General features: G+C 63.5%; 25 protein-coding genes, 1 pseudogene and 1 riboswitch. Of the genes and pseudogenes, 15 read left to right on the top strand and 11 right to left on the bottom strand.

Annotated elements, in window-relative coordinates; all coding sequences use genetic code 11:
• Positions 1-12 precede the first annotated feature (12 nt).
• From LMTR3_RS39460 to phoB, 7 genes and pseudogenes are all read left to right on the top strand, one after another.
• Positions 13-235, top strand: a pseudogene (locus LMTR3_RS39460) (ATP-binding protein); the annotation flags it as partial.
• 153 nt (positions 236-388) lie between these two features.
• Complete coding sequence (pstS, locus tag LMTR3_RS24955) at positions 389-1,399, top strand: phosphate ABC transporter substrate-binding protein PstS (RefSeq protein ID WP_065747629.1); 1,011 nt, start codon at positions 389-391, stop codon at positions 1,397-1,399.
• Between the two features lie 176 nt (positions 1,400-1,575).
• Complete coding sequence (gene pstC, locus LMTR3_RS24950; RefSeq protein WP_141686787.1) at positions 1,576-2,574, top strand: phosphate ABC transporter permease subunit PstC; 999 nt, start codon at positions 1,576-1,578, stop codon at positions 2,572-2,574.
• Position 2,575: 1 nt separating this feature from the next.
• Entirely contained in the window at positions 2,576-3,421 is an 846-nt protein-coding gene (gene pstA / locus LMTR3_RS24945) for a phosphate ABC transporter permease PstA (RefSeq protein ID WP_065747628.1), read from the top strand.
• Positions 3,418-4,239, top strand: a complete 822-nt coding sequence (gene pstB, locus LMTR3_RS24940) for a phosphate ABC transporter ATP-binding protein PstB (RefSeq protein ID WP_065747627.1) — start codon at positions 3,418-3,420, stop codon at positions 4,237-4,239. Before pstA ends, pstB begins: the two co-directional genes overlap by 4 nt.
• Before the next feature lie 100 nt (positions 4,240-4,339).
• The gene (gene phoU / locus LMTR3_RS24935) at positions 4,340-5,056 is read left to right on the top strand and encodes a phosphate signaling complex protein PhoU (protein WP_057841211.1); all 717 of its coding nucleotides are present in this window, start codon (positions 4,340-4,342) and stop codon (positions 5,054-5,056) included.
• A gap of 73 nt (positions 5,057-5,129) precedes the next feature.
• Positions 5,130-5,834 (top strand): phosphate regulon transcriptional regulator PhoB, encoded by a 705-nt coding sequence (gene phoB / locus LMTR3_RS24930; RefSeq protein ID WP_028351834.1) that lies wholly within the window; start codon positions 5,130-5,132, stop codon positions 5,832-5,834.
• A gap of 177 nt (positions 5,835-6,011) precedes the next feature.
• On the opposite strand, the gene LMTR3_RS24925 is transcribed toward phoB, so the two are convergent.
• Positions 6,012-6,521 carry a GcrA family cell cycle regulator gene (locus tag LMTR3_RS24925; RefSeq protein WP_028351833.1) on the bottom strand — a complete coding sequence of 170 codons (510 nt, stop codon included), beginning with the start codon at positions 6,519-6,521 and terminating at the stop codon, positions 6,012-6,014.
• Positions 6,522-7,016: 495 nt separating this feature from the next.
• Between LMTR3_RS24925 and LMTR3_RS24920 the strand changes: the two genes are divergently transcribed.
• The 3 genes from LMTR3_RS24920 to LMTR3_RS24910 all read left to right on the top strand — a co-directional run bounded on the left by LMTR3_RS24920 (position 7,017) and on the right by LMTR3_RS24910 (position 10,369).
• On the top strand, positions 7,017-8,225 hold the full coding sequence (locus LMTR3_RS24920) for an aspartate aminotransferase family protein (protein ID WP_065747626.1): 1,209 nt from the start codon (positions 7,017-7,019) through the stop codon (positions 8,223-8,225).
• A complete protein-coding gene (argF, locus tag LMTR3_RS24915) occupies positions 8,225-9,151 on the top strand; it encodes an ornithine carbamoyltransferase (protein ID WP_065747625.1) in 927 nt (308 codons plus the stop codon). The genes LMTR3_RS24920 and argF overlap by 1 nt, the downstream gene beginning before the upstream one ends.
• A gap of 213 nt (positions 9,152-9,364) precedes the next feature.
• Positions 9,365-10,369 carry an Hsp33 family molecular chaperone gene (locus tag LMTR3_RS24910; RefSeq protein ID WP_065747624.1) on the top strand — a complete coding sequence of 335 codons (1,005 nt, stop codon included), beginning with the start codon at positions 9,365-9,367 and terminating at the stop codon, positions 10,367-10,369.
• A gap of 139 nt (positions 10,370-10,508) precedes the next feature.
• Here the strand turns inward: LMTR3_RS24910 and apaG are convergent, their stop codons facing one another.
• Entirely contained in the window at positions 10,509-10,901 is a 393-nt protein-coding gene (apaG, locus tag LMTR3_RS24905; RefSeq protein WP_065747623.1) for a Co2+/Mg2+ efflux facilitator ApaG/CorD, read from the bottom strand.
• Between the two features lie 251 nt (positions 10,902-11,152).
• Between apaG and LMTR3_RS24900 the strand changes: the two genes are divergently transcribed.
• The 3 genes from LMTR3_RS24900 to LMTR3_RS24890 are packed head-to-tail and all read left to right on the top strand — an operon-like array spanning position 11,153 to position 14,214.
• A complete protein-coding gene (locus tag LMTR3_RS24900; RefSeq protein WP_065747622.1) occupies positions 11,153-12,412 on the top strand; it encodes an OpgC domain-containing protein in 1,260 nt (419 codons plus the stop codon).
• Entirely contained in the window at positions 12,409-13,170 is a 762-nt protein-coding gene (locus LMTR3_RS24895; RefSeq protein WP_065747621.1) for an SGNH/GDSL hydrolase family protein, read from the top strand. Before LMTR3_RS24900 ends, LMTR3_RS24895 begins: the two co-directional genes overlap by 4 nt.
• 12 nt (positions 13,171-13,182) lie before the next feature.
• On the top strand, positions 13,183-14,214 hold the full coding sequence (locus LMTR3_RS24890) for an SGNH/GDSL hydrolase family protein (RefSeq protein ID WP_065747620.1): 1,032 nt from the start codon (positions 13,183-13,185) through the stop codon (positions 14,212-14,214).
• 115 nt (positions 14,215-14,329) lie between these two features.
• Here the strand turns inward: LMTR3_RS24890 and LMTR3_RS24885 are convergent, their stop codons facing one another.
• Positions 14,330-15,523, bottom strand: coding sequence for an O-succinylhomoserine sulfhydrylase (locus LMTR3_RS24885; protein WP_065747619.1), 1,194 nt, complete (start codon positions 15,521-15,523; stop codon positions 14,330-14,332).
• Positions 15,524-15,594: 71 nt separating this feature from the next.
• Positions 15,595-15,674, bottom strand: a riboswitch (SAM riboswitch).
• Positions 15,675-15,793: 119 nt separating this feature from the next.
• On the opposite strand from LMTR3_RS24885, the gene LMTR3_RS24880 reads away from it, so the two are divergent.
• Positions 15,794-16,900 (top strand): 2'-deoxycytidine 5'-triphosphate deaminase, encoded by a 1,107-nt coding sequence (locus LMTR3_RS24880; protein ID WP_065747618.1) that lies wholly within the window; start codon positions 15,794-15,796, stop codon positions 16,898-16,900.
• Positions 16,901-16,924: 24 nt separating this feature from the next.
• Here the strand turns inward: LMTR3_RS24880 and LMTR3_RS24875 are convergent, their stop codons facing one another.
• The 5 genes from LMTR3_RS24875 to LMTR3_RS24855 form a co-directional block, all read right to left on the bottom strand.
• A complete protein-coding gene (locus LMTR3_RS24875; protein ID WP_065747617.1) occupies positions 16,925-17,821 on the bottom strand; it encodes an alpha/beta hydrolase in 897 nt (298 codons plus the stop codon).
• A gap of 14 nt (positions 17,822-17,835) precedes the next feature.
• A complete protein-coding gene (locus LMTR3_RS24870; RefSeq protein WP_065747616.1) occupies positions 17,836-18,561 on the bottom strand; it encodes an ABC transporter ATP-binding protein in 726 nt (241 codons plus the stop codon).
• Positions 18,558-19,691: an ABC transporter permease gene (locus LMTR3_RS24865; protein ID WP_065747615.1), complete on the bottom strand. Its 1,134-nt coding sequence runs from the start codon at positions 19,689-19,691 to the stop codon at positions 18,558-18,560. Before LMTR3_RS24865 ends, LMTR3_RS24870 begins: the two co-directional genes overlap by 4 nt.
• Positions 19,692-19,702: 11 nt before the next feature.
• Complete coding sequence (locus tag LMTR3_RS24860; RefSeq protein WP_065747614.1) at positions 19,703-20,932, bottom strand: acyltransferase family protein; 1,230 nt, start codon at positions 20,930-20,932, stop codon at positions 19,703-19,705.
• Positions 20,933-21,070: 138 nt separating this feature from the next.
• Positions 21,071-22,408, bottom strand: a complete 1,338-nt coding sequence (locus LMTR3_RS24855; RefSeq protein ID WP_065747613.1) for a PQQ-dependent sugar dehydrogenase — start codon at positions 22,406-22,408, stop codon at positions 21,071-21,073.
• Between the two features lie 207 nt (positions 22,409-22,615).
• Here LMTR3_RS24855 and LMTR3_RS24850 point away from each other — a divergent pair, with 207 nt between their 5' ends.
• The gene (locus LMTR3_RS24850) at positions 22,616-24,052 is read left to right on the top strand and encodes an MATE family efflux transporter (protein WP_065747612.1); all 1,437 of its coding nucleotides are present in this window, start codon (positions 22,616-22,618) and stop codon (positions 24,050-24,052) included.
• A gap of 71 nt (positions 24,053-24,123) precedes the next feature.
• On the opposite strand, the gene LMTR3_RS24845 is transcribed toward LMTR3_RS24850, so the two are convergent.
• From LMTR3_RS24845 to LMTR3_RS24835, 3 genes are all read right to left on the bottom strand, one after another.
• Positions 24,124-24,588, bottom strand: coding sequence for a hypothetical protein (locus tag LMTR3_RS24845; RefSeq protein WP_065747611.1), 465 nt, complete (start codon positions 24,586-24,588; stop codon positions 24,124-24,126).
• Between the two features lie 126 nt (positions 24,589-24,714).
• Positions 24,715-25,116, bottom strand: coding sequence for an SRPBCC family protein (locus LMTR3_RS24840; RefSeq protein WP_065747610.1), 402 nt, complete (start codon positions 25,114-25,116; stop codon positions 24,715-24,717).
• A 181-nt stretch (positions 25,117-25,297) separates the two neighbouring features.
• Positions 25,298-25,657: a VOC family protein gene (locus LMTR3_RS24835; protein WP_065747609.1), complete on the bottom strand. Its 360-nt coding sequence runs from the start codon at positions 25,655-25,657 to the stop codon at positions 25,298-25,300.
• Positions 25,658-25,661: the final 4 nt, after the last annotated feature.

The raw sequence follows: 25,661 nt of genomic DNA, 5'->3' as shown, positions 1-25,661 counted from the left end.
AGCCAAAAGGGTGTCACGGTCCGCGATTTCGGCCCGGGCATTGCGCGGGAACATCTGCCGCGGCTGACCGAAGCTTCTTCCGGGTCGATGTCGGCGACGGTCGCGCGCAGGGCGGAACCGGGCTCGGTTTATCCTTGGTGAAACATATTCTTAACCGCCATCGCGGCCGGCTTTTGATCGAAAGCGTGCCCAAAACGGCGCCGTTTTTACCGCTGTTTTTCCCCCGCCGAAACCCCGACGGCGGCATAAATACAAGCGATTTCAATGGCCTGGATATGTCATCCAACTGTCATCGAACCTTCGTAAAAGCTCTATCGACCGCGCCTACACGGGCGGCATGAGCGCGATCGGGCGCAACGGCGCTTCGCTCAGGAGATGGAGATCAACCATGAATTTCGTCAGAACAATCGTCGCCGCCGGCATGGTCGCCGCGTCGACCTCGGCCTTTGCGGCCGACATTACCGGCGCGGGCGCCACCTTCCCGTTCCCGCTCTATTCGAAGTGGGCCGACGCCTACAAGAAGGAGACCGGCAACGGCCTGAACTACCAGTCGATCGGCTCCGGCGCGGGCATCAAGCAGATTGTGGCCAAGACCGTGACCTTCGGCGCCAGCGACATGCCGCTCAAGCCGGAGCAGCTTGAGAAGGACGGCATGATCCAGTGGCCGCAGGCGATGGGCGCCCTGGTGCCGGTCGTCAATCTCGAAGGCATCAAGCCGGGTGAACTGGTGTTCTCAGGCGAGCTGCTCGGCGACATCTATCTCGGCAAGATCAAGAAGTGGGACGATCCCGCGATCGCCAAGCTCAATCCCAAAGTGAAGCTGCCGAGCGAGGCCATCACCGTGGTGCGCCGCTCCGATGGATCGGGCACGACCTTCATCTGGACCGACTATCTCTCCAAGACGAATGCCGAATGGAAGGCGAAAGCCGGCTCAGGCACCGCCGTGGAGTGGCCGACCGGCGTTGGCGCCAAGGGTAATGAGGGCGTCGCCGGCAACGTCAGCCAGACCAAGAACTCGATCGGTTACGTCGAGTACGCCTATGCCAAGCAGAACAAGCTGACCTACGGCGCGGTCGTCAACAAGGCCGGTAAGACGGTGCAGCCGACCATTGCGGCGTTCCAGGCCGCCGCCAGCAATGCCGACTGGGCTGGTGCCAAGAACTACTATGTGATCCTAACCGACCAGCCGGGCGAGGCGTCCTGGCCGATCACGGGTGCGACCTTCATCCTGATGCACAAGGCGGCGACCGACAAGGCCGCGTCGCAGGAAGCCCTCAAGTTCTTCAAGTGGGCCTTCGAGAAGGGCGACAAGATGGCCGAAGAACTCGACTACATTCCGATGCCGGATTCGGTCGTCAAGATGATCGAAAAGACCTGGTTGTCGGACATCAAGAGCTGAGACCTCGTGTCCCGGACGCGGTGCAGCGCTTTTGCGCTGCGCCGCAGAGCCCGGACCCACTGGCGGCCAATCAAGAAGAATAGGCCCCGGAAATGCAGCGCACCGCAAGCGCGCTGCGCTGCATTCGGGGCACGAGACGGATCGAACCGGATCAGGTAAAAGTACAGGGGACCAGCGTGGCAGAGATGGCGGTTGAAAGCGACGTGATGGAAGCTGCCGGACCCTACGATCGCGCCAGGGCCCTCAGCGCTTTCAAGTTCGGCGATGTCACCTTCTACTGGATCACGCGCGCCTGCGCGATCTCGGTTCTCCTCATCCTTGGTGGCATTATCATTTCGCTGGTCATTGGTGCCTGGCCCGCGATCCGGGAATATGGCGCGGCCTTCCTGTGGACGCAGCGCTGGGCGCCGTCGGCCGACCCGCCGGTACTGGGCGCGCTCGGCCCGGTCTACGGCACGTTGATCACCTCCGTGATCGCCATGGCAATCGCCATTCCGGTCGGGCTTGGCATCGCGGTGTTCCTCACCGAGATCTGCCCGCTCTGGCTGCGCCGCCCCATTGGCCTTGCCATCGAACTCCTTGCCGGAATCCCATCGATCATCTACGGCATGTGGGGCTTCTTCGTGTTGGGCCCGTTCCTGGCCAATAACTTCCAGCCGTTCATGATCAGCATGTTCGACGGCGTCCCGGTGCTGGGCACGATCTTCGCAGGTCCGCCATCCTATCTCAGCCTGTTCAATGCGTCGCTGATCCTCGCCATCATGGTGCTTCCCTTCATCACCGCGATCTCGGTCGACGTCTTCAAGACGGTGCCGCCGGTCTTGAAAGAGGCGGCTTACGGCGTCGGCTGCACCACCTGGGAAGTCGTCCGCAACGTCGTCATCCCCTATACCCGCGTCGGCGTGATCGGCGGCATCATGCTGGCGCTCGGCCGTGCGCTCGGCGAGACCATGGCGGTCACCTTCATCATCGGCAATTCGTTCAAGATCCAGTCCTCGATCTTCGCGCCGGGCACCACGATCTCGGCCGCGATCGCCTCCGAATTCGCCGAGAGCGACGGGTTGCACCAGTCCGGCCTGATCCTGCTCGGGCTGCTGCTGTTCGTGCTGACCTTCTGCGTGCTCGCGGCCGCGCGGTTGATGTTGATGCGGCTGGAAAAGAAAGCGGGGAACTGAGATGAACCCGATCTACGCATCGCGCCGCCGCAACGATGTCATCATCCGGATGCTGTGCCTCGGCGCCGCGCTGTTCGGCGTGACCTGGCTGGCGCTGATCCTGTTCACGCTGTTCTACAACGGCCTTGCCGGCCTCAATCTCGCTGTCTTCACGCAGGATACGCCGCCACCGGGTTCGACCGATGGCGGACTTCGGAACGCCATCATCGGCTCGATCATGATGACCGTGATCGGGGTCGGCATTGGCGCGCCGCTCGGCCTGTTCGCGGGAACCTATCTCGCCGAATACGGCAAGCACGACAAGCTCACCTCGGTGATCCGCTTCATCAACGACATCCTCTTGAGCGCGCCGTCGATCATCATCGGCCTGTTCATCTACGGCGCCATCGTGGTGCCGATGGGCGGCTTCTCGGCCTTTGCCGGCTGCCTCGCGCTAGCCGTGATCGTGATCCCCGTGGTGGTGCGCACCACCGAGGACATGCTGGGGCTGGTGCCCAATCCCCTGCGCGAGGCGGCCTCCGCGCTCGGCGTGCCGCGTTCGCTGGTGATCCGGCGGATCGCCTACCGCGCCGCGCGCGCCGGCCTGATCACCGGCGTTCTACTGGCCACCGCCCGCGTCGCCGGTGAAACCGCGCCGCTATTGTTCACCGCGCTGTCCAACCAGTTCTTCAGCCTGGACCTGACCAAGACGATGGCGAACCTGCCGGTTACCATCAACAACTTCGTCCAGAGCCCCTATGTCTACTGGAAGCAGCTCGCCTGGAGCGGGGCGCTTCTGATCACGCTCACCGTGTTGGCCCTGAATATTGGCGCGCGCATTCTTGGCGCCGAGAGGACATCCAAATGACCGACATCTCCGTATCCGTGAGTAACGCGAGCGGGCCCGTCCCGCAGGTGGCGTTGCCCGAAGCCGCGCCCAAGGTGACCGCGCGGGGCCTGAACTTCTACTATGGCGAGCATCACGCGTTGAAGGACATCAACCTGACGCTCGGCACCCATCGCGTCACCGCCTTTATCGGGCCGTCCGGCTGCGGCAAATCCACGTTGCTGCGGATATTCAACCGGATGTACGATCTCTATCCGGGTCAGCGCGCAACCGGTCAGCTCTTGCTCGACCAGACCAACGTCCTCGACGCCAAGCTCGACCTCAATCTGCTCCGGGCCCGCGTCGGCATGGTGTTCCAGAAGCCGACACCGTTCCCGATGACGATCTACGAGAACATCGCCTTCGGCATCCGTCTCTACGAGAAGATCTCCAAGTCCGAGATGGACGGCCGGGTCGAGAAGGCGCTGCGTGGCGGCGCGCTGTGGAACGAGGTCAAGGACAAGCTCAATGCCAGCGGCCTTTCGCTGTCCGGCGGCCAGCAGCAGCGGCTCTGCATCGCGCGCACGGTGGCGGTGCGGCCCGAAGTGATCCTGTTCGACGAACCGTGCTCGGCGCTGGATCCGATCTCGACCGCCAAGATCGAGGAACTGATCCAGGAACTGGCGGAGGATTACACCATCGCCATCGTCACCCATAATATGCAGCAGGCGGCGCGCGTCTCGGACAAGACCGCCTTCATGTATCTCGGCGAGCTGGTCGAATTCGACGACACCAACAAGATTTTCACCTCGCCGCGCGATCGACGTACCCAGGACTACATCACCGGCCGGTTCGGCTGAGCATGATCCGGAAAAGTGGGGACCAGTTTTTCGAACAGATCATGCTCAACAAGAAAAATCATGATCCGTCCGATCGGATCATGATTTGAGGAGATAGAAGATGGCTTCCGAACATACCGCCAAGGCGTTTGACAGCGACCTCCAGGAATTGACGCGTCTGGTCGCCGAGATGGGCGGCCTGGCTGAGCGCATGATCACCGAATCCGTCGACGCGCTGGTCCGCCGTGACGTCGCGCTCGGCAAGCACGTCGTCGCCACCGACCTCGAGATCGACCGCCTGCAGCATCTGATCGAGGAGCGCGCGGTGCTGACCATCGCCCGCCGCCAGCCGATGGCGATCGATCTGCGCGAGATCGTCGGCTCGATGCGGGTTGCCACCGATCTGGAGCGGATCGGCGACCTCGCCAAGAACATGGGCAAGCGCGTCGCGGCGCTGGAGAACGATTTCCAGCCGCTGAAACTGATGCGCGGCCTGGAACACATGACCGATCTGGTGCAGTCGCAGGTCAAGTCGGTGCTGGACGCCTATGCCGCGCACGACCTGCCGGCGGCGATGGCGGTGTGGAAGGGCGACGAGGAAGTCGACGCCATCTGCACCTCGCTGTTCCGCGAACTCCTCACCTACATGATGGAGGATCCGCGCAACATCTCGTTCTGCATCCACCTGATGTTCTGCGCCAAGAACATCGAGCGGATCGGCGACCACGCCACCAACATCGCCGAGACCGTGTTCTACATGATCGAGGGGCAGCAGATGCTCGACAAGCGCCCGAAGGGCGACATGACGAATTTTGCCACGACCGTACCCAATACCTGACAAAGCGTTTTCAAGCGAAGTGGAGACCGGTTCGCGTGAAGAAGATGCGTCAAACAGAAGAGGCAAGAGCAGGATGAGCGCGCGCATAATGGTGGTCGAGGATGAGGAAGCGCTGACCACGCTGTTGCGCTACAACCTCGACGCTGAAGGTTATGAGGTCGAAACCGTCGGCCGCGGCGACGATGCGGATACGCGGCTGAAGGAGCGCGTGCCCGATCTCGTCGTGCTCGACTGGATGCTGCCGGGGCTCTCCGGCATCGAGTTGTGCCGCCGCTTAAGGGCACGCCCCGAGACCAAGCAGTTGCCGATCATCATGCTGACCGCGCGCGGCGAGGAGAGCGAGCGCGTGCGGGGGCTTGCGACCGGCGCCGACGATTACATCGTCAAGCCGTTCTCGGTTCCGGAACTGCTGGCGCGGGTAAAGGGCCTGTTGCGGCGGGCAAGCCCCGAGCGGCTCGCCACCGTGCTGACCTATGGCGACATCGAACTCGATCGCGAAAAGCGCCGCGTCGCGCGCTCGGGCCGCCAGATCGATCTCGGCCCGACCGAGTATCGCCTGCTGGAATTTTTCCTCGAGCATCCCGGCCGCGTCTTCAGCCGCGAGCAGTTGCTCGACAGCGTCTGGGGCCGCGACATCTATATCGACGAGCGCACCGTCGACGTCCACATCGGCCGCCTGCGCAAACTGCTCAACCCCGGCCGCGAGCAGGATCCGATCCGCACCGTCCGCGGCGCAGGGTATGCGCTGGATGACCGGTTTGCGAAGGTGGAGCCGTAACGCTCCACTATCATCGCCGCAAGCTCGACCGTCGTCCCCGCGAACGCGGGGACCCATAACCACAAATCTTGATTGTTGAAATGCGCTGGAGCTCCAGCGAGGCATAACCACAGACTCCTGTGGTTATGGGTCCCTGCGTTCGCAGGGACGACATCGTTGAGATAACGGCGCGCGCCCTTACCTCGTCTGCTTCGGCTGCTGCCTCCGCCGATCGGCTGCGGGCTGGTAGGCGATGCGCGAGTGGTGGGCGCAATAGGGCAGGCCGGTGAGCGCCTTGCCGCCGCAGAAGAAGAATTCCGGGCTCGAGGGATCGCCGACCGGCCAGTGGCAGGTGGCCTCGTTCAGTTCGAGCAGCGACAGCCGTTGGCTCATCGGCACGACGTTGTCGAAGGCGATCGGATCCGGCTCCATCTCGACTTCGAAGGCGTGTGCCAGCGCGGTGTTGCCGCGCGAGACCGGGCGTGACACCCGCATCATCGGCTGGGCGGGGCGTGCCTTGCGCTGCCGCGGGGCGGCCGAGGAGGGGCTCTTGGCACGGCCGGACAGGCCCAGCCGGTGCACTTTGCCGATCACGGCGTTTCGCGTCACATTTCCAAGTTCCGCGGCGATCTGGCTCGCCGACAATCCGGCTTCCCAGAGCTTCTTAAGCTGTTCGACGCGATCGTCGGACCAGGTCAAAACCGTCATCGTAATCTTCCCTTCGCATCGCGCCGGCCAATCGGGGGCAGCGCTGGCGAGTCATTCGTCTCAAAAATCCCTGCGGTCAGAATCCCTTAGCCCTCGCCGGACGCGCTACCCGCGCCGAACGTTTACGCCTGAACAAAAAGGACTCTAAGGGATCAAAACCGCCGCACGAGATGTCGTACCCGACAGCCCAAACGCTACAATATGGCGTGACTCGGGCGCAAGAGTCCGGGCCTGAACGTCCACATGTTCTGACATCTAGGCATTTCACTGCGTGTTTTCCACCACACCGCAATCTTACGGATTTCAGCATCTTGCACTGCAGGAAAGGCGGCTCCGTGGCGTGTTGACAGCGCCCCACGCCCACATAGAATGCCTCTCACGTGCCGCCCTTAAGAGGCGGCACGTTTCGTTTTCGCAAGACCGGCTGTTGCCGCGTTCGCGCCAATGCACGCCCGCGGCAGGTCTCAAAGGCCGGTCTCAACCTCAGTGATTGCCATGACCAATAGCGCCACGTCGCATCTGCTCCCCGTCTTCGCCAGGGTCGATCTCGGCTTCGAACGCGGCGAGGGCTGCTGGCTGACCGCCACCAATGGCGAGCGTTATTTGGACTTCACCTCGGGCGTCGCGGTGAATGCGCTCGGTCACTGCCATCCGCAGCTGATCGCGGCGCTGCAGGAACAGTCGACGAAACTCTGGCACATGTCGAACCTGTTCAAGTCGCCGGATGGCGAGAAGCTCGCCGCACGGCTCTGCGAGCAGAGCTTTGCCGACCTCGTGTTCTTCTGCAATTCCGGTGCGGAGGCGATGGAAGGCGTGATCAAGGTCGTGCGCCGCTATCAATTCTCCAAGGGCCATCCCGAACGCTATCGTCTCGTCACCTTCGAGGGGGCGTTCCACGGCCGCACTTTGGGCACGCTCGCAGCAACCGGCTCCGCCAAATATCTCGAAGGCTTTGGGCCGCCGATGGACGGTTTCGACCAGGTGCCGCATGGCGATCTCGAAGCGGTCAAGAAAGCGATCGGCCCGCAGACCGCGGGCATCCTGATCGAGCCGGTGCAGGGCGAGGGCGGCGTGCGCTCCGCGCCGCAGTCTTTCTTCAAGGCGCTGCGGCAGCTCTGCGACGAGAAGGGCCTGTTGCTCGCGTTCGACGAGGTGCAGACCGGCATGGGCCGCACCGGCGATCTCTTCGCCTATAAGCGCGTCGGCGTGACACCGGATGTGATGTCGCTGGCCAAGGCGTTGGGCGGCGGTTTCCCGATCGGCGCGGTGCTGGCGACGGCGGAAGCCGCAAGCGGCATGACGCCGGGCTCGCACGGCTCGACCTTCGGCGGCAATCCGCTGGCGATCGCAGCCGCCAATGCCGTGCTCGACGTGATGCTGAAGCCGGGCTTCTTCGATCACGTGCAGAAGATGTCGCTGCTGTTGAAACAGAAACTGGCCTCCGTCGTCGACCGCTATCCCGCCGTGCTCTCGGAAGTGCGCGGCGAGGGACTTCTGGTCGGCGTCAAGGCCGTGGTGCCGTCGGGCGATCTCGTCAACGCGTTGCGCGACGAGAAATTGCTCACCGTCGGCGCCGGCGACAATGTGGTGCGGTTCCTCGCGCCGCTGATCGTCACCGAGGCCGAGATCGAGGAATCCGTGCAAAGGTTGGAGCGCGCCTGTGTCGCGCTGTCCGCTGGCCAGTTGAAGAAGGCGGCGGGATGATGAGCAAGTCCGTCCGTCACTTCCTCGACATCAACGAACTGCCGTTAGATGAATTGCGCAGCATGCTGGCCTTGAGCGCCACCATGAAGGCGAAGCTGAAAGCACATGAGAAGGGCAAGAAGCCGCTCGAAGGCAAGACGCTGGCGATGATCTTCGAACGCCCCTCGACCCGCACCCGGGTATCGTTCGACGTCGGCATGCGCCAGCTCGGCGGCGAATCCATCATGCTGACCGGTGCCGAGATGCAGCTCGGCCGCGGCGAGACCATCGCCGACACTGCGCGCGTGCTGTCGCGCTATGTCGATGCGATCATGATCCGCATCCTCAACCACGACGCGCTCTTGGAATTGGCCGCGCACGCCACCGTGCCCGTGATCAACGGCCTGACGCGGCGCTCGCATCCCTGCCAGGTGATGGCCGACCTGATGACCTTCGAGGAGCATCGCGGGCCGATCGAGGGCAGGACCGTGGCCTGGACCGGCGACGACAACAACGTGCTGGCCTCGTGGGCGCATGCAGCCGAGCGTTTCAAGTTCAAGCTCAATGTCGCGACCCCGCCGCAGCTTGCGCCGAACAAGGCGATGAAGGACTGGATCAAGGCGACGCAGGCGCCGATCGTGCTCGGCACCGATCCCGAAGCCGCGGTGCGCGGCGCCGATTGCGTCGTTACCGACACCTGGGTCTCGATGGGCGACAAGGACGGCGAACATCGCCACAATGTGCTGAAGCCTTATCAGGTCAATGCGAAGCTGATGTCGCTGGCGAAAAAGGACGCGATCTTCATGCACTGCCTGCCCGCCCATCGCGGCGAGGAGGTCACCGATGAAGTGATTGACGGCGCGCAGTCGGTCGTGTTCGATGAAGCCGAAAATCGCCTGCATGCGCAGAAAGGCATTCTGGCCTGGTGCTTTGACACGGTGGGGTAACTCTCTCCGTCGTCCCTGCGGCTCCGTCGTCCCTGCGAACGCAGGGACCCATACGCCGCGGCCCTGATGATTAAAGGCAGTGGCTGACGCTCTGCCTGACTCACGACGCCCTGTGGTTATGGGTCCCTGCGTTCGCAGGGACGACGGGTGGAGATAGTTTCGCTGCTCTCAAACCCCTTCCGTTTTCCATTCCGAATCCCCAGATACAGCGCCATGGTTTCAGATTTCCCCGACATCAAAATCACAACCGAGGCGCCAATCCGCGCGCCCTCGTCCGTTCCCGTCGATGATGCGGTGCTGCCGTTCGAGGTCGCCTCGCTCGATCTGCGCGGACGGCTGACCCGGCTCGGCCCAGCGCTCGACGACATCCTGACCAAGCACGATTATCCGGCGCCCGTCGGAAAACTGCTTGGCGAAGCGATCGTGCTGGCGACGCTGCTTGGCTCGGCGCTAAAATTCGACGGCCGTTTCATTTTGCAGACGCAGACCGACGGTCCGGTGTCGTTTCTGATCGTGGATTTCCAGTCGCCGGATCGGCTCCGCGCGTATGCGCGCTATGACGCCAGGCGGCTCAGGGACGGGCAGGATTCAGGCGCCCTGCTCGGCAAAGGCCATCTCGCGATGACCATCGATCAGGGCGCGGACATGAGCCGCTACCAGGGACTGGTGGCGCTCGACGGCGGCAGCCTCGAGGATGCCGCGCATGAATATTTCCTGCGCTCCGAACAGATCCCGACCCGCGTGCGGCTTGCGGTCGGCGAGGAATGGCGCGGCGGCGACGGCGGCAAGCATCGCTGGCGCGCCGGCGGCATGCTGTTGCAATTCCTGCCGCAGGCGCCCGAGCGGGCGCGGCAGGCCGACTTGCATCCGGGCGACGCGCCGGAAGGCGCGGTCACGCATCAGGTGGCGGAAGACGACGCATGGGTGGAAGGTCAGTCGCTGATCGGCACCGTCGAGGATGTCGAACTGATCGATCCCGATCTGTCGGGCGAGCGCCTGCTGTATCGCCTGTTTCACGAGCGCGGCGTGCGCGTGTTCTCGCCGCTCTCCTTGCGCGCACAATGCTCCTGCTCGCGCGAGGCGGTCTCCGCGATGCTGAAAAGTTTCGCGCCGAAGGACCGCGCCGAGATGGTCAAGGACGACAAGGTGGTGGTGACCTGCGAGTTCTGCTCCTCGGTCTACCAGTTCACCCCGCACGAAGCGGGCGTGGAAGAGTAGGGCCGTAGGGTGGGCAAAGGCGCGCCAGCGCCGTGCCCACCATCTATCATCGAGCACGCTTCTTGATGGTGGGCACGCTTTCGCTTTGCCCACCCTACGACTTCGCTTCGCTCGCAATCACGGGGAGGGATCGCTGCCCCTAGTTCAACACCCGGCGGCTGTCCGGGCTGTCCAGCGAGAACGTCGGCACGTCGATCTCGAAACGCTCGCCGCTTTCGCTGACCATTTGATAGCGCCCGGTCATGAAGCCCGATGCGGTCGGCAGCGGCACGCCGCTGGTATATTCGAAGCGCTCGCCTGGCGCCAAAACAGGCTGCTCGCCGACCACGCCTTCGCCACGGACTTCCTGCTTGCGGCCGGTGGCGTCGGTGATGATCCAGTGCCGGGTACGGAGCTGCACGGTCTCGGCGCCGGCATTGGTGATGACGATGGTGTAGGACCAGAAATACTGGCCCTTATCGACCGACGAGCGCTCGGGGAGGAAGTTCGGCTCCACGGTGACTTCGATCTGGCGGGTGACGGCGCGGTACATGCGGGCAAGCTTCCGGAAATCCTGTGTCGCATCATAGCCGGGAATGCCGGGGGAACCAATCTCCGCTGCGCCGGGTTGCCGCTTGCTTCATCGCGGTTTCAACATAGTTCCGTTCTAGAGCGCAGCCGCGCTGCCCGGTCCTGTACCTTCCGCTTGCGTATTCCTTGCGTATCTGGTGTGCAAGTTGCGGGCCGATATTACCATTTCCGGACAGTGCACGCGTAAAAGCTCAACTGCCCAAACGGTGCCAGATGTCGTCCATTGCCGATCCAGTCGCCGGAACGTCTCGTAGCGATGCCAAGGCCAGCAATGCCAAGGCCGCCGCAGCATCTTCCGCGCCGGCGATTGCGTTCCCGGTGGCCGGCGAGCGCGAATTGCGGCTCGACCTGTTTCGCGGCATGGCGCTGTGGCTGATCTTCATCGACCATCTGCCGACCAACATCCTGACCTGGTTCACGATCCGCAACTACGGATTTTCCGACGCCACCGAAATCTTCATCTTCATCTCCGGATACACCGCCGCCTTCGTCTACGGCCGTGCGATGCTCGAGGCCGGTTTCGTGGTGGCGACTGCGCGCATCATGCGGCGCGTGTGGCAGATCTACGTCGCCCATGTGTTCCTGTTCACGATCTTCCTGGCGGAAATATCCTACGTCGCCACCCGTTTCGAGAACCCGCTCTACAGCGAAGAAATGGGCATCATGGATTTCCTCAAGCAGCCGGATGTCACGATCGTCCAGGCGCTGCTGCTGCGATTTCGGCCCGTCAACATGGACGTGCTGCCGCTCTATATCGTGCTGATGCTGTTTCTGCCTATCATCCTGTGGCTGATGAAATGGCGGCCGGACGTGTCGCTGGGGCTATCGGTGCTGCTGTACGCGCTGACCTGGCACTTCGACTGGTATCTCACGGCCTATCCGAGCGGCTTCTGGATATTCAATCCGTTCTGCTGGCAGTTGCTGTTCGTGTTCGGTGCCTGGTGTGCGCTGGGCGGCGCGCAGCGCATGTCCCGCATCCTGTCGTCGCCGGTGACGCTGTGGATCTGCATCATCTACCTGGTGGCCGCATTCTTCGTCACGCTGACCTGGCACATTCCGCAACTCAGCTTCCTGATGCCCAAGCGGATCGAACAGTGGATGTACCCGATCACCAAGACGGATCTGGACGTGCTGCGGTTCGCCCATTTCCTGGCGCTGGCCGCGCTCACCGTGCGCTTCCTGCCCAAGGATTGGTCGGGCCTCAAATCGCGCTGGCTGCGACCATTGATCCTGTGTGGCCAGCATTCGCTCGAGATATTCTGTCTCGGCGTCTTCCTGGCCTTCGCAGGACACTTCGTGCTGGCCGAAGTCGGTGGGGGTGCCCTCACGCACGCCCTCATCAGCCTTGCCGGTATCCTCATCATGTGGGGCATGGCGTGGGTGATTTCGTGGTACAAGCATTCGGCCGACAAGGGAGCCTCGAAAACGAAAAGTAGGGCAATCAACGCCGATATGGCCGGAGGAAGCGCATGAGGCCCGGCTCGGGAACTGTGCTGGTCCTGACGCTGCTTGCGGGCCTCGCAGCGGCCGGATTGGCTCGTGCCCAGGATGCCGCCCCCCAGGCTTGCGAAGTTCCCCCCTACCTCCTCTCCACCGAAAGCACGCTTCCGAAGGTGGCCGAGGCCGTCAAGAACGCCCGGCCGCTAACCGTCCTGGTGGTGGGGAGCCGCTCATCGACCATCCTGTCCTCCGAAAACAGCGCCTATCCGGCCAGGCTGCAGGCGGCGCTGAGGGAGAAGCTGCCCTCCACCCCAATCAACCTCTCCGTCGAATTACAGACCGGCAAGACCGCCGAGGAGGTGGATGCCGGCCTCGTTAAGCTGGTGGAAGCAAAACGGCCTACTTTGGTCATTTGGCAGACGGGAACCGTCGATGCTATGCGGTCCATCGATCCCGACGATTTTCGCGGCGCCGTCGACGAGGGCGTTGCTGCGCTGCAAAATGCGGGAGCCGACGTGGTTTTGGTCAATCTGCAATATAGCCCGCGCACGGAAACGATGATTTCGGCGCCGCCATACCTAGATAATATGCGCGTGGTGGCGCAGCAGCATAGTGTTCCACTGTTCGATCGGTTCGCCATCATGCGCCACTGGAACGACGCCGGAGATTTCGATCTGTTCAGTACCTTTCATGGCACCGACATGGCCAAGAGGGTTCATGCCTGCCTCGGCCGCGCGCTGTCGAAATTCGTGCTCGATGCGGCCCGCCTCGATCAGGCGCAGCAGAACTAGGAACTAGCGTTAATGAGTTCTCGCTGCCCTTTTCGTTTGTCGACATTGCTGACTGCCTTCGCCGCGGGCCTCGCGCTGTTGATGCCTGCCTCGGTGCCGACGCTGCATGGCCAGACGGCTTCGCAACAAACCGGCCAGCAGGCGACGCTGTCCGATAGCGCCAAAGGTGAAAACAACCTGGAAAAGAAACCCTCGGCTGAAGGTGCCCCACCGCAGCCCGCGACGGCGGCCACCGGCAATCCGGCCGCGCAAAAGGGCGTCACCGGCAAGGCGATCGACAAGGTGAAGGAAGTCGCGAAATCGGCCGGCGACATCTTCAGCCGCGTTCCCTGCCTGCCGCCGAAGGGCGCCTCCAAATCGATGGGATCGCTGCCGCGTGTCGCGAACAAGCTCGTCGCGGGTCAGCCAGTGGTGATCGTCGCTTTCGGATCGTCATCGACCCAGGGGTACGGCTCCAGTTCACCGGAATTCACTTATCCGAACAGGCTCGCGGCGCAGCTACGCCGCAAATATCCGACGGCCGACATCTCCGTCGTCAATGCCGGCAAGGGCGGCGAGGACGCGCCGGAAATGATGAGGCGGCTGCAGACCTCCGTGATCGACTTGCATCCGGATCTGGTGATCTGGCAGGTCGGCACCAATGCGGTGCTGCGCAACCTCGATCCCGCCGAGACCGCCAAGCTCGTCGACGAAGGCATCGCACGCATTCAGGCTGCGGGCTCCGACGTCGTGCTGATCGATCCGCAATATTCGCCCCGAGTCAACGAGCACGCCGAAAGCGCCGGCAAGATGATGAAGCTGCTGAACAAGGCGGCCGAGCTTCGCAAGGTCGGCGTCTTCCCGCGCTTCGCGGTGATGAAGGACTGGCACGAGCGGCAGGCGATTCCGATCGAGAATTTCGTGATCGCCGACGGCCTGCACATGAGCGACTGGGGCTACGCCTGCTTCGCCCAACTGCTCGGCGACGACATCATCAAGTCGGTCGGCCAGATCAAGCTCGGCGTCGCCGTGCCCTCGGACGTGCGAGCCTATCGGCCGATGTAGCCGTAATTCGTAGGGTGGGCAAAGGCGCGTTAGCGGCCGTGCCCACCATCCTATCAGGTTATGTGCTGTGAGATGGTGGGCACGCTTCGCTTTGCCCACCCTACACAGTCGCACCTCACGCCTTCTCCAGCGCCTGCGCAAAATCCTCGATCAGATCATCCGCATGCTCGAGCCCGGCCGAGAAGCGGATAAAGCCCTCGCTGATGCCGAGCTCGGCGCGCGCCTCCGGCGTCAGCCGTTGATGCGTCGTGGTCGCAGGATGGGTGACGAGGCTCTTGCTATCGCCGAGATTGTTGGAGATGCGCGAGATCTGCAACGCATTGAGGACGCGGAAGGCGGCGGCCTTGCCGCCCTTGACCTCGAAGCCGATCAGCGTCGAGCCGCCGCGCATCTGCTTCTTCACCAGTTCCGCCTGCGGATGATCGGTGCGACCAGGATAGATCAATCGCGCAATCTTCGGATGGCTTGCCAACGCCTCGGCGATTTTCGCCGCGTTGTCGGTCTGCGCGCGTACCCGCACGCCCAGCGTCTCCAGTCCCTTGAGCAGGACCCACGCGTTGAAGGGCGAGAGCGATGGCCCGGTCTGGCGCATGAAATTGTGAATGTGCTCTGCGATGAAGGCTTCGGACGAGAGAATAATGCCGCCGAGGCAGCGCCCTTGGCCGTCGATATGTTTGGTCGCGGAGTAGACCACGACATCGGCGCCGAGCGAAAGCGGGCTCTGCCAGATCGGCGTGGCAAAGACGTTATCGACGACCAGCCGTGCGCCGCCCTTGTGCGCGATCTCGGCAATCGCCGGAATATCGAGCACATCGAGCGTCGGGTTGGTTGGGCTCTCCAGGAAGAAGGTCTTGGTGTTGGGCCGCAATGCGCGCTGCCATTGGTCGAGATCGAGGCCGTCGACCAGCGTCGTTTCGATCCCGTAGCGCGGCAGGAGGTCCTGCACGACGTAGAGGCACGAGCCGAACAGGGCTTTCGAGGCTACCACGTGGTCGCCGGCTCTGAGCGGTGCGAGGATCGCGGTCGTCACCGCGGCCATGCCGGTGGCGGTGGAGCGAGCGGCTTCCGCGCCTTCGAGCTCGATCATGCGGCGCTCGAACATTGAAATCGTAGGATTGGAATAGCGCGAATAGATAAAACCGGGATCCTCGCCCTTGAAGCGCGCCTCGCACTGCTCCGCGCTGTCGTAGACATAGCCTTGGGTGAGGAACAGCGCTTCCGACGTCTCGCCGAATTGCGAGCGCAGCGTGCCGCCATGGACGAGGCGGGTTTCGGGACGAAAACGCTTGGCAGAACCAACTTCAGACATGTGACCTCCGTCGTGACCAGCAAGAAAATGGTCACAAAAAACCGGCCTGGAAGAATTTCCACAGGCCGGGATCACACGTGTCCCCGGCCTGTTTAGCTACTTATTTAACGTGGCTGCAAGCCGGCCGGCTCAAATCACCACGGGATAAGTCATGCTGATATTCGCTTGCGCCCTTTCAGTCAAGGCGGCCATCGGATAACCCCTAAAAGCCCATATTTACGAGGTTTGGATGACATTTGGGCATCCAGGGCAACCTCAGAGGACCGCGCCGTGTCGTTCACGCTTCCGCCCGACGGTAACGGAATTCTACCCGACCGCATGATCGCGGCGATGGCGGATGCGGGCCTGATCCTGCCGGCCTATCCGTTTGTCGAGAGCCAGATCCAGCCCGCAAGCCTCGATTTGCGCCTCGGCGACGTTGCCTACCGGGTGCGCGCGAGCTTCCTGCCTGGTCCGGGCGCGACCGTCGCCGAACGCATCGACGAATTGAAGCTGCATGAAATAAATCTCTCCGACGGCGCGGTGCTGGAGACCAATTGCGTCTACATCGTGCCGCTCCTGGAAAGCCTGGCGCTGCCGCCGGAGATCGTGGCCGCCGCCAATCCGAAGAGTTCGACCGGACGGCTCGACGTCTTCACCCGCGTGATTGCCGACGGCACCCGCCGCTTCGATATGATCGGCGCGGGCTATCACGGCCCGCTCTATGCCGAGATCAGCCCGAAGACCTTTCCGGTGCTGCTGCGCGAGGGCTCGCGGCTATCGCAGGTGCGTTTCCGCACCGGCGACGCCATCCTCAATGCCGACGAACTCGACGCGCTGCATGGCGCCGAGCGCCTGGTCGATATCGATGACGCCGATCTCGCCAATGGCGTGGCGCTATCGGTCGATCTCTCCGGCGAGAACACAGGCGGATTCGTTGGCTACCGAGCCAAGCGCCACACTGGTGTGGTCGATATCGACCGCCGCGGCGGCTATGCGGTCGATGAATTCTGGGAACCGATCCCGGCTCGATCAGACGGCAGCCTCATCCTCGATCCCGGCGAGTTCTACATCCTGGCCTCGAAGGAGGCCGTGCAGGTGCCGCCGGATTACGCCGCGGAAATGGTGCCGTTCGATCCCCTGGTCGGCGAATTCCGCGTGCATTATGCCGGTTTCTTCGATCCCGGCTTCGGCTATGCCGGTGCCGGCGGGCAGGGCGCGCGCGCCGTGCTCGAAGTGCGCTCGCGCGAGGTGCCGTTCATCCTTGAGCACGGCCAGATCGTCGGCCGTCTGGTCTACGAGAAAATGCTGTCGCGGCCCGATGCGATGTACGGCCAGCGCATCGGCTCGAACTACCAGGCCCAGGGCTTGAAGCTCTCCAAGCACTTCCGGGTCTGATCGCCTGCGCTGCCGGACCGCGCCTCAGCCGCGCACGTCGGAGATAAACTCGCCGATCTGCGCAATCGCCTGATGCGCTTCCGGCAGCACCGGCACGAACAATTGCCAGGTATGCGGCATGCGCCGCCATATCTCGAGTTTGCTGCGCGGATTGTGCGACTGCAGCTTCTCCGCCATTCGGACAGCGTCGTCCCTGAGAATCTCATCGCTACCGACCTGAATAAGCACCGGCGGCAATCCGGCGGGATCGCCGTAGAACGGCGACGCGTACGGCGTACGCGGATCGGCTCCGCCGAGATAGAGCTTCGCCAGTTCGGGAAGATCCTCCGCATTCAGCATCGGATCGGCCGCTGCATTCGTCTTCAGCGAGGCGCCGGTCAGGGCCAGATCGGTCCAGGGCGACAAAGCGACGGCTGCGGCAGGAAGCGGCTTGCCATCGTCACGAAGCCTCAATAGCAGGCCCAGCGCCAGGCCGCCGCCGGCCGAATCTCCCGCTACGAACAACTGGCGACTATTGGGCGTGTGATCGACGAGCCAACGATAGCCTTCCACGGCATCTCCTAGTGCTGCCGGAAAAGCGTGTTCCGGAGCGAGGCGGTATCCGAGCGCCCAGACGCGGGCTTGCAGGGCGTCGGCAATCCGCCAGAGGAAGTGCCGGTAATAGACCGGCGCACCGGAAACATAGGCGCCGCCATGGAGATAGAGCACGTTACGTTCGGGCCGGGATGCCGGCGTGGTAACCCGGTGAAATCGCACCTGGCCAGCCTCGATCTCGACCGTTGCGCTCCGGGCGGGCGGATGCGGCACAAACCGCTCCATCGCGCGCATGCTCCGCCGCCATTGCTCGACGTCGAGACTTCCGCCGCGCCGCTTGAGCAACATGCGAATACCGATGCGCAAAAGTTCGGCTCGCAGGCTCATGGCGGACCTTGCGCTCAGGCCCTGAACGGAACGGCGGTGGGCATCCGCGGGCGGTCGGTACGCTCCTGCACGATAAGACCGTCCTCGATCTCGACGATGCGATCGGCGTAGGGGACGACGCGCGGATCGTGGGTGACGACCAGCACCGCCCGCTCACGCTCATGGGCGGTATCGGCGAGAATCCGCATGATGCTCTGGCCGTTTTTTCCATCCAGTGCACCGGTCGGCTCGTCGGCAAGAACGACGGAAGGGTTTGCGACGAGAGCCCGCGCGATGGCGACCCTTTGCTGCTCGCCGCCGCTGAGCCCGCCCGGCAAACTATCCACCTTTTGCTCGAGCCCGACCATCACAAGGGCGTCCCGCGCCTTCTGCGCCGCGCGCCTGCCGTGCTCGCCACGAATATCCAGCGCCAACTGCACGTTCTGGGTCGCTGTCAGCGTCGGGAACAAATGATAGGACTGGAATACGAAACCAACATGCTCGCGCCGAATCCTGGCGAGCGCTTCCTTGTCGGCGTCGGCTGTCGGCGTACCGCATACGGTGACGCTGCCCGAACTCGGCGTCAGCATGCATCCGAGGACCAATAGCAGCGTGGTCTTGCCGCTGCCCGAAGGGCCCATCAGCAACGTCAACTCGCCCCGCCGTAGCGCGAGATCGATGCCTCGCAACGCGTGCACCTCGCCGGCGCCGCGACCCAGCTTCTTCTCGACCGACCTGGCTTCGACGACATGGTCATTCATCGCATGAACACCGTGGCTGGATCGATACGAACGACGCGGATGATTGCCCCAATGCCGGATGCTACGCACATCACCACCGTCAGCGCGAACAATGCCGCCATCAGCCATGGCGTGATGACGATCGGCAACGCGCTTTTGGCAGTCATCTGGACGACGATCGAGCCGATCCCGGCGGCGATCGCAAATCCGATCACGGCGTTGATGAGTGCCTGATAGATGATCACGGTATAGATATAGGCGTTCGAGGAACCCATCGCGCGCAGGGTGGCGAATTCGTTCAGATGATCCTTGGTGCTGGAGTAAAGCGTCTGCGCGACGATTACGGTGCCGACGATCACTCCGAGCAATGCGCCGGCAAACAGCGCGGCTCCGGCCCCCGTGCCAAACAGCCAGAACGACCGGCTGCGGCTTCGAAAATCTTCCGACGTGAGAACCTCTGCATCGCCGACCTGCGCGCGAATGGCGCTGAGCGCCTTCTCCCGATCGGCATCGGTTTTCAGCCGAACCAGAACGCTGCTGGCGCGATCGCGCGGCGTTCCGGTGTAGTTGCGCGCGTTTTTCAAGTCCACAAAAACGTACGGCGTCGTGGCGAACGAGCGGATGCCGTCGGTGACCGCGACCACGCGCACCTTGCGGCCACGGATTTCTGCCGTCGAGCCGACGCCGCTGACACCGAGCCGGTCAAAATAGGAACGGTCGACCGCAACGTTCGCTCCTTGCGTCAACGTCTGCACGTTGCCGTCCACGACGTTGAACGGTTGCAGGCTGCCGTCGCGCAGGTCGGCGCTCACAATGAAGACCGGCGTCACTTCGCCGCGCTCCAGGCGCCAGTCCGAGAAGCCGATCACGAGCGGGACTGCCCAACTCACGCCTTCCATGGTGGCGACGCGGTCGCGCAGCTTGACGTCGAGCAGCGAAGGGTCCTCGAAGCATTTGGCTCCCTTGGGCAGGATCCACAAATCGGCGGAGGCATGGTCGATCATGGTCGTGACCATTCGGCCGAACCCGAGGAACAGGCCCATCTGGATCATGACGAGGACGACCGAGAAGACGATTCCGACCATGGTCGCGACGAAGCGAAGCCGATCGTGGAACAGGTTGCGGGACGCAAGTGTCAGTACCAGCGACATGTCGGCATCCGTTATCGCGGTTGATTGGCGATGGCTCTCTCGTCTCGTGGCTCGGAATGGCGCGAAACCAGCGCTCTCCCGCCGATCTTCATTCCGGCGCTTGCAGCCAGACTTATGGTGAGCGCAGCGGCAAAAACGATCGTCGCCTTGCCGATCGCGTTGAGATCGACATCAAGCATCGCGTATTGCAGCCACACGACCACAGCGTAATGCAAGAGATAGATGCTGTAGGCATTGCTGGAGAGGCTATCGAGCAGGCGGTCGCGCAATTGCAGCAGCCGAAGGCAGATCGCGAGCAGACACAGAGCGGCGGCCGCGGAAGCAACTGGAAACGCCAGCGCCGAAGCCAGTCGAAAGAGCGGTGCGGCTGCCTGCCACTCCGGCAAGGTCAGCGATGTGAGCCCGCCCCATACGGACATGCTGGCGATGGCGGCCGCAAGCCAGGCCAGCCAATGACGTGCAAGCGGACCATCGGGACGCAGTATGCTGTGCTCGGGCTCGTGGCTGCCGATCGCAAATCCGGCGAAGAAATAGACCACGTAGTGCAGCGGCCGGCTGAGCTGAAATGAAAATGGGCCGAGAAAAGTCCACTCCCACGGTGTGAAGGCCATCGCCAGCGGCACATAGGCCAGCGCGGAGAGCGCCGCCAGCCCAATGAAGAACATTAGCGGGCGATCGGCAACGCGGGCGACGAGCGCGCTCAATGCCCGAAGCCAATGCGGGGCGAAGGCGTGGACGGCGGCCGCAACGGCGCCCAGCAGAAAGATCTGCCACAAAAACCATTGCGGTCCGGCAGGCCACATCGGAAGCGCGCGCCAGTGTTGCCAAAAGGCGCTGAAGGAGGGATCGGCCGCAGTCAGCCGATAGGACGCGAAGTAGGCGAGAGGGCTGAGAACGCCGACGGCAAAAGCGAACGGCAGGCCGATCCGCCACGAGCGCTCCAAGGTGTAGGTGCGAGGCCCCTTGCGGCCGAGGCTGGACGGCGTGAACAGACCGGCCAGCAAGAACATCAGCGACATCAGGCTGACATCCTGCCACGCGCAAAACAGGTCGAAGCCGAACCAGCGCTGGTTATCGAGGATTGGGAATGCAATCCAGCGATAGGGCGGTGCGTCGAATGGAAAGGGATCGGCCGGTTGCGATGCGAGGTACGGCAGCACGGAGTGAAATGCGACCACGATGACGATGGTAATCGCGCGCAAGTTGCTGAGGGGCACATTGACCCGTGGTGACACGGCCATTCGTCCACTGCCATCCCACTGATTTGGGAACCGGCAGGGGTTCAACGTGGAGCCGGCGTGCTCGTTCCCGATAACGTGCGGAACTCCGCCCCTTCGGGAGCGCGGCCGGCCGGGCCGGCCGCCGGATACCGCGTGCTGTTACCGCGATGCCGACCTCGCCGCCGGCGTCACGCGCCAGATCGTGTTGCCGACATCGTCAGCCACCAGCAGCGCGCCCTGCTTGTCGAGCCGCACCCCCACCGGGCGGCCCTGCGCCTGGCCCTTGTCGTTGAGGAAACCGGTGAGCACGTCCTGCGGCGGTCCGGATGGCTTGCCGTCCTTGAACGGGACAAAGATCACCTTGTAGCCGGATGGCGGCTTGCGATTCCAGGAGCCGTGCTGGCCGATGAAGGCACCACCCTCCATTTCGGCAGGAAACAGCTTGCCGGTGTTAAACGTCAGTCCGAGCGAGGCGGTGTGGGCACCGAGGGCATAATCCGGGGCCATCGCCTTCTGCACGAGATCGGGCCGCCGCGGCTCGACGCGGGTGTCGACATGGTCGCCAAAATAGCTGTACGGCCAGCCGTAGAATGCGCCGTCCTTCACCGACGTCATGTAATCGGGCACCAGGTCGTTGCCGATCTCGTCGCGCTCGTTGACCACGACCCAGAGTTCGCCGGTCACTGGATTCCAGGCCGGGCCATTCGGATTGCGTAAGCCCGAGGCGAACACGCGCCATTGACCGCTGCCGCGATCGACTTCCAGCACCGCGGCGCGATCCTTTTCGGCATCCATGCCGTTCTCACCGACATTGCTGTTGGAGCCAACGGTCGCATAAAGCTTTGTGCCGTCAGGGCTGGCGGTGAGATCCTTGGTCCAGTGATGATTGAGGGTGCCGGCGGGCAGGTCCGCAAGCTTGACGCCGGGCCCGCCGATTTTGGTGTCGCCTTCGCGATAAGGGAATTTCATGATCGCATCGGAATTGGCGACATAGAGTTCGTCGCCGACCAGCACCATGCCGAAGGGCGAATTCAGTCCGCTGATGAAAGTGGTTCTCAGCTCGGCAACGCCGTCCCCGTCGGCATCGCGCAGCAGCGTTATGCGGTTGGCGCTGGGAACGCCGGCGCCGGCCCAGTTCTGCGCCTGCTTGTAGATGAAGCCCTTGATGCTCATGCCGCCGCCCTGCTTCGGCGGCGCGTTACTCTCGGCGACCAGCACGTCGCCGTTCGGCAGTGTGTAGACGGTACGCGGATGTTCGAGGTCGAGGGCAAAGGCGCTGACCGTCATGCCGTTTGCGGCGGTCGGCGTGGCGCCGTTAGGCCAGCGCTTGACGGTTGCGATGTCCACCGTCGGGATCCAGGAATGTTCCGGTGGCGGCAGGTTGGGCGAAGGACCATAGCTCTGCGCCACGGTCGCGGTCTCCGTCGGCTCGCTACAGGCGGCCAGCAGCAGCGCCAACGCGCCGACGCAGATGGCCAGAAGGAGGGTCTTGCGCATGGCAGGGTTCTCCGGGATATCGCCCGTACAATGCAGTGCCGGCCCGAACGTTCGTGTTCCGGCATGAATTCCCTGTGAAACGGCCGGCCGAAGGCCCGCCTCGCAATCCCGCAGGCCCCCATTGCGCGCCGTGCACGTGGAATCAGGCTTCGCCATGCTAGGAAGCAGCGCGCCGCGGCTCTTCAAGTCCGCGCGCTGGGAGCAGAAATGTCCGATCTCGGCGTTGCCGAAATTCCCGTAGACGAGGATGAGCGTCCGCTTCCGCCACCGGCGCCGGCGAAAAACGCGCTGCTCGACGGTCCGATCCTGCGCACGCTGTTGTGGCTGGCCTGGCCGAACGTGATCGCGCTTACCGCGGGCACCTGTGTGGTCATCGCCGAGACCTCCTACATCGGACGGCTCGGTGTGGAAGCGCTGGCCGCGATGGCGCTGGTGTTTCCAACCGTGATCCTGACCATGACGATGTCGGGTGGCGCCATGGGCGGCGCCGTGGCATCCGCGATCGCGCGTGCACTCGGCGCCGGTGACCGCGATCGCGCCTCGACCCTTGCCGCGCACGCGCTGCTGATCGGCCTCTGCTTCGGGCTGTTCTTCATGCTGGGCATGCTGATCTTCGGCCCCAAACTGTTCGAACTGCTCGGCGGCCGCGGCAACGTGCTGACCCAGGCGATCGCTTACACGCAGATCTTCTTCGGCGGCGCCGTGGTGCCGTGGCTGATGAACACGATGTCCGGCATTTTGCGCGGCACCGGCAACATGAAGCTGCCGTCGCTGTTGATGCTTTCATCGGCGATTTGCCAGATCATTCTCGGCGGCACGCTGGGCTTGGGTCTGGGCCCGATCCCGCAACTCGGCATGCGCGGCGTCGCGGCCGGTTCGCTGATCGCTTACCTGATCAGCATCTCCGTGATGTCCTGGTATCTGTTTTCCGGCCGCGCGCGCGTCGTTCCCAAGGTCAGGGGCCTTCGTATTCAGTGGTCGATGTTCATCGACATCCTGAAGGTCGGGGCCATCGCCTGCTTCTCGCCGCTTCAGTCGGTGCTGACGATCAGTACCTTCACGCACATGCTTGCGAGTTTTGGCACCGAAGTCCTCGCCGGCTACGGCATCGGCGCGCGGCTCGAGTTCATGCTGACCTCGATCTCGTTTGCGGTCGGCATCGCCTCGGTTCCGATGGTCGGCATGGCCGTCGGCGCGCAGCGCATCGCCCGGGCCCGCAAGATTGCCTGGACGGCGGGGCTCGTCGCATTCGCCTCGGTCGGCACATTCGCGACCTTCATCGCAATCTTCCCCGACATCTGGGTCAACCTCTTCACATCAGATGCGGCCGTGCGTGCCGCGAGCCATCAATATCTTTCGACGGCGGCGCCGATGTACGCCTTCCTCGGCCTCGCCACGGCGATGTATTTTTCGTCGCAGGGCGCGGCCAAGGTGATCGGCCCCGTGATGGCGCAGACCGCGCGGCTGCTGTTCATCGGTGCCGGTGGCTGGTGGCTGTTGACGCACGATGCCACCGCGCAGAACTTTTTCATGCTGGCGGCAGCCTCCATGGTGCTGCTCGGCGTGCTCTCATGCGCGAGCGTGGTGCTGACGCGCTGGGGGCCGAAGCAGCGGGTGCCCGCGGTTAGCCCGGCGTTGTCGTGATATCGGCCATGGCAAAGATCGTCATTCCGGGTCTGGTCCTTCGGACCATCCCGGAATGACCGATCAAATAATTACCGCCGCCGGTGACGTCGGCCCGATCGACCGCTGCCGACATTGGCCATGCGCATCAGTTGCGGGACCATGCTCATCAGCTCGCCGCCGCCGCCAGCGCCGCCGAGCATGCCCATGAAGTCGCTGCCGCCCAGATTTATGCCGCCAGCGCTCACGCCGTAACCCTCCGGCACGTAGCCACCGCCGCCGGGGATACCACCGCCCATCATGCCGCCGAGCCCACCGCCGCCGCCTTCCATCATGCGGCTCATCATCGGGCCCATGGTCTGCATCAGCATGGCAAAGCGGCGCTTGCCCATCTTCGCCTTCATCATTTCCAGCATCGGCGCCATCTGCGTCATCATGTCTGCGCCGCCACCGCCACCGCCGAAGCCGGCAAATTGCGCCTTTGCCGGCGTCGACGTCAGGGCGAACAGCAACACCAGCGTGGCCGCCTGGCACACCACCTTGTCAGCTCCAGTCATGGCTCTGCTCCTCATGCGCCGGCGGCCGCGGGCGCGGCGTCATTCGGACGCATAGGGGGAGGCTAGGCGCGGGGAGGGAGCCAATCTGTGAGAAGGATCACGTCAGCTAGTGCCGGTAGCGCATGGTCATGCCGCGCTTCGTCCGAACGCCTTCTGCATGGCAAGCACGCCCTGGTCCATCTGTGAGGAGACGTAGGGCGCGATCTCGTCCGGCAATACGTCGACGATCCAGACCAACCGGCTGCGCGCGTCGCCATCAGCGAACACCTGGGCCGACGCGCTATAATGCTTCACACGCTCGCTGTTGATCGCATAGACCAGCCGCATTCGTCCGTCGTCGCAATCGACCAGCGTCTCGCGCGCGACGGTGCCGTTGGCAAAGGTGACGATGCGCGCGTCGCCGTCGAGCTTGGTGTCGGTGACGAACCCCGGCACCAGCCGGGTATGCAGCGCGCCGAAATCGCGCAGTGCGTCCCAGACGTCGTTGGCGGAAGCGTCGAGGGGGATGTCTTTGTGGATGGAGGCCATGTTTAGATCCGTTGTTAGGGTGTCGTAGGGTGGGCAAAGGCGCTTGCGCCGTGCCCACCATCTCTCCAAGGCTTGTGCGCGCGGTGGTGGGCACGCTTCGGCCTTCGCTCGCTGAGCTACGGCGGACAAGTCGCTTTGCCCACCCTACGTCGCTTCGCTCCGCTCGCAATGACGGATGGACTTACGTACAAACCGCCTCGACATTGTTGCCATCGGGGTCGATCAGGAAAGCAGCGTAATAGGTTGGGCTGTAATCCGCGCGCAGCCCGGCGCCGCCATTGTCGCGGCCGCCGGCCTTCAGGCCTTCGGCGTGGAATTTCTGAATCGCCGCATGGTCCTTGGCGCGGAACGCGACATGCGCGGCGGAGCCGGCGTTGCCCTTGTGCAGATGCAGCCAGAGCGCGGGCGCGCCCTTCGGGCCGAAGCCTGCGCCGGAATCATCCCGCGAGCACAGCACGAAGCCGAGGGGCGCGAGCGCTGCCGTATAGAAGCGCACGCTGGCGTCGAGATCGCCGACGCGTAATCCGATGTGGTCGTACATGACA

The sequence above is a fragment of the Bradyrhizobium sp. LMTR 3 genome, assembly GCF_001693485.1.
Taxonomy (GTDB): domain Bacteria; phylum Pseudomonadota; class Alphaproteobacteria; order Rhizobiales; family Xanthobacteraceae; genus Bradyrhizobium.
This window is presented reverse-complemented; position numbering and strand designations above follow the sequence as displayed.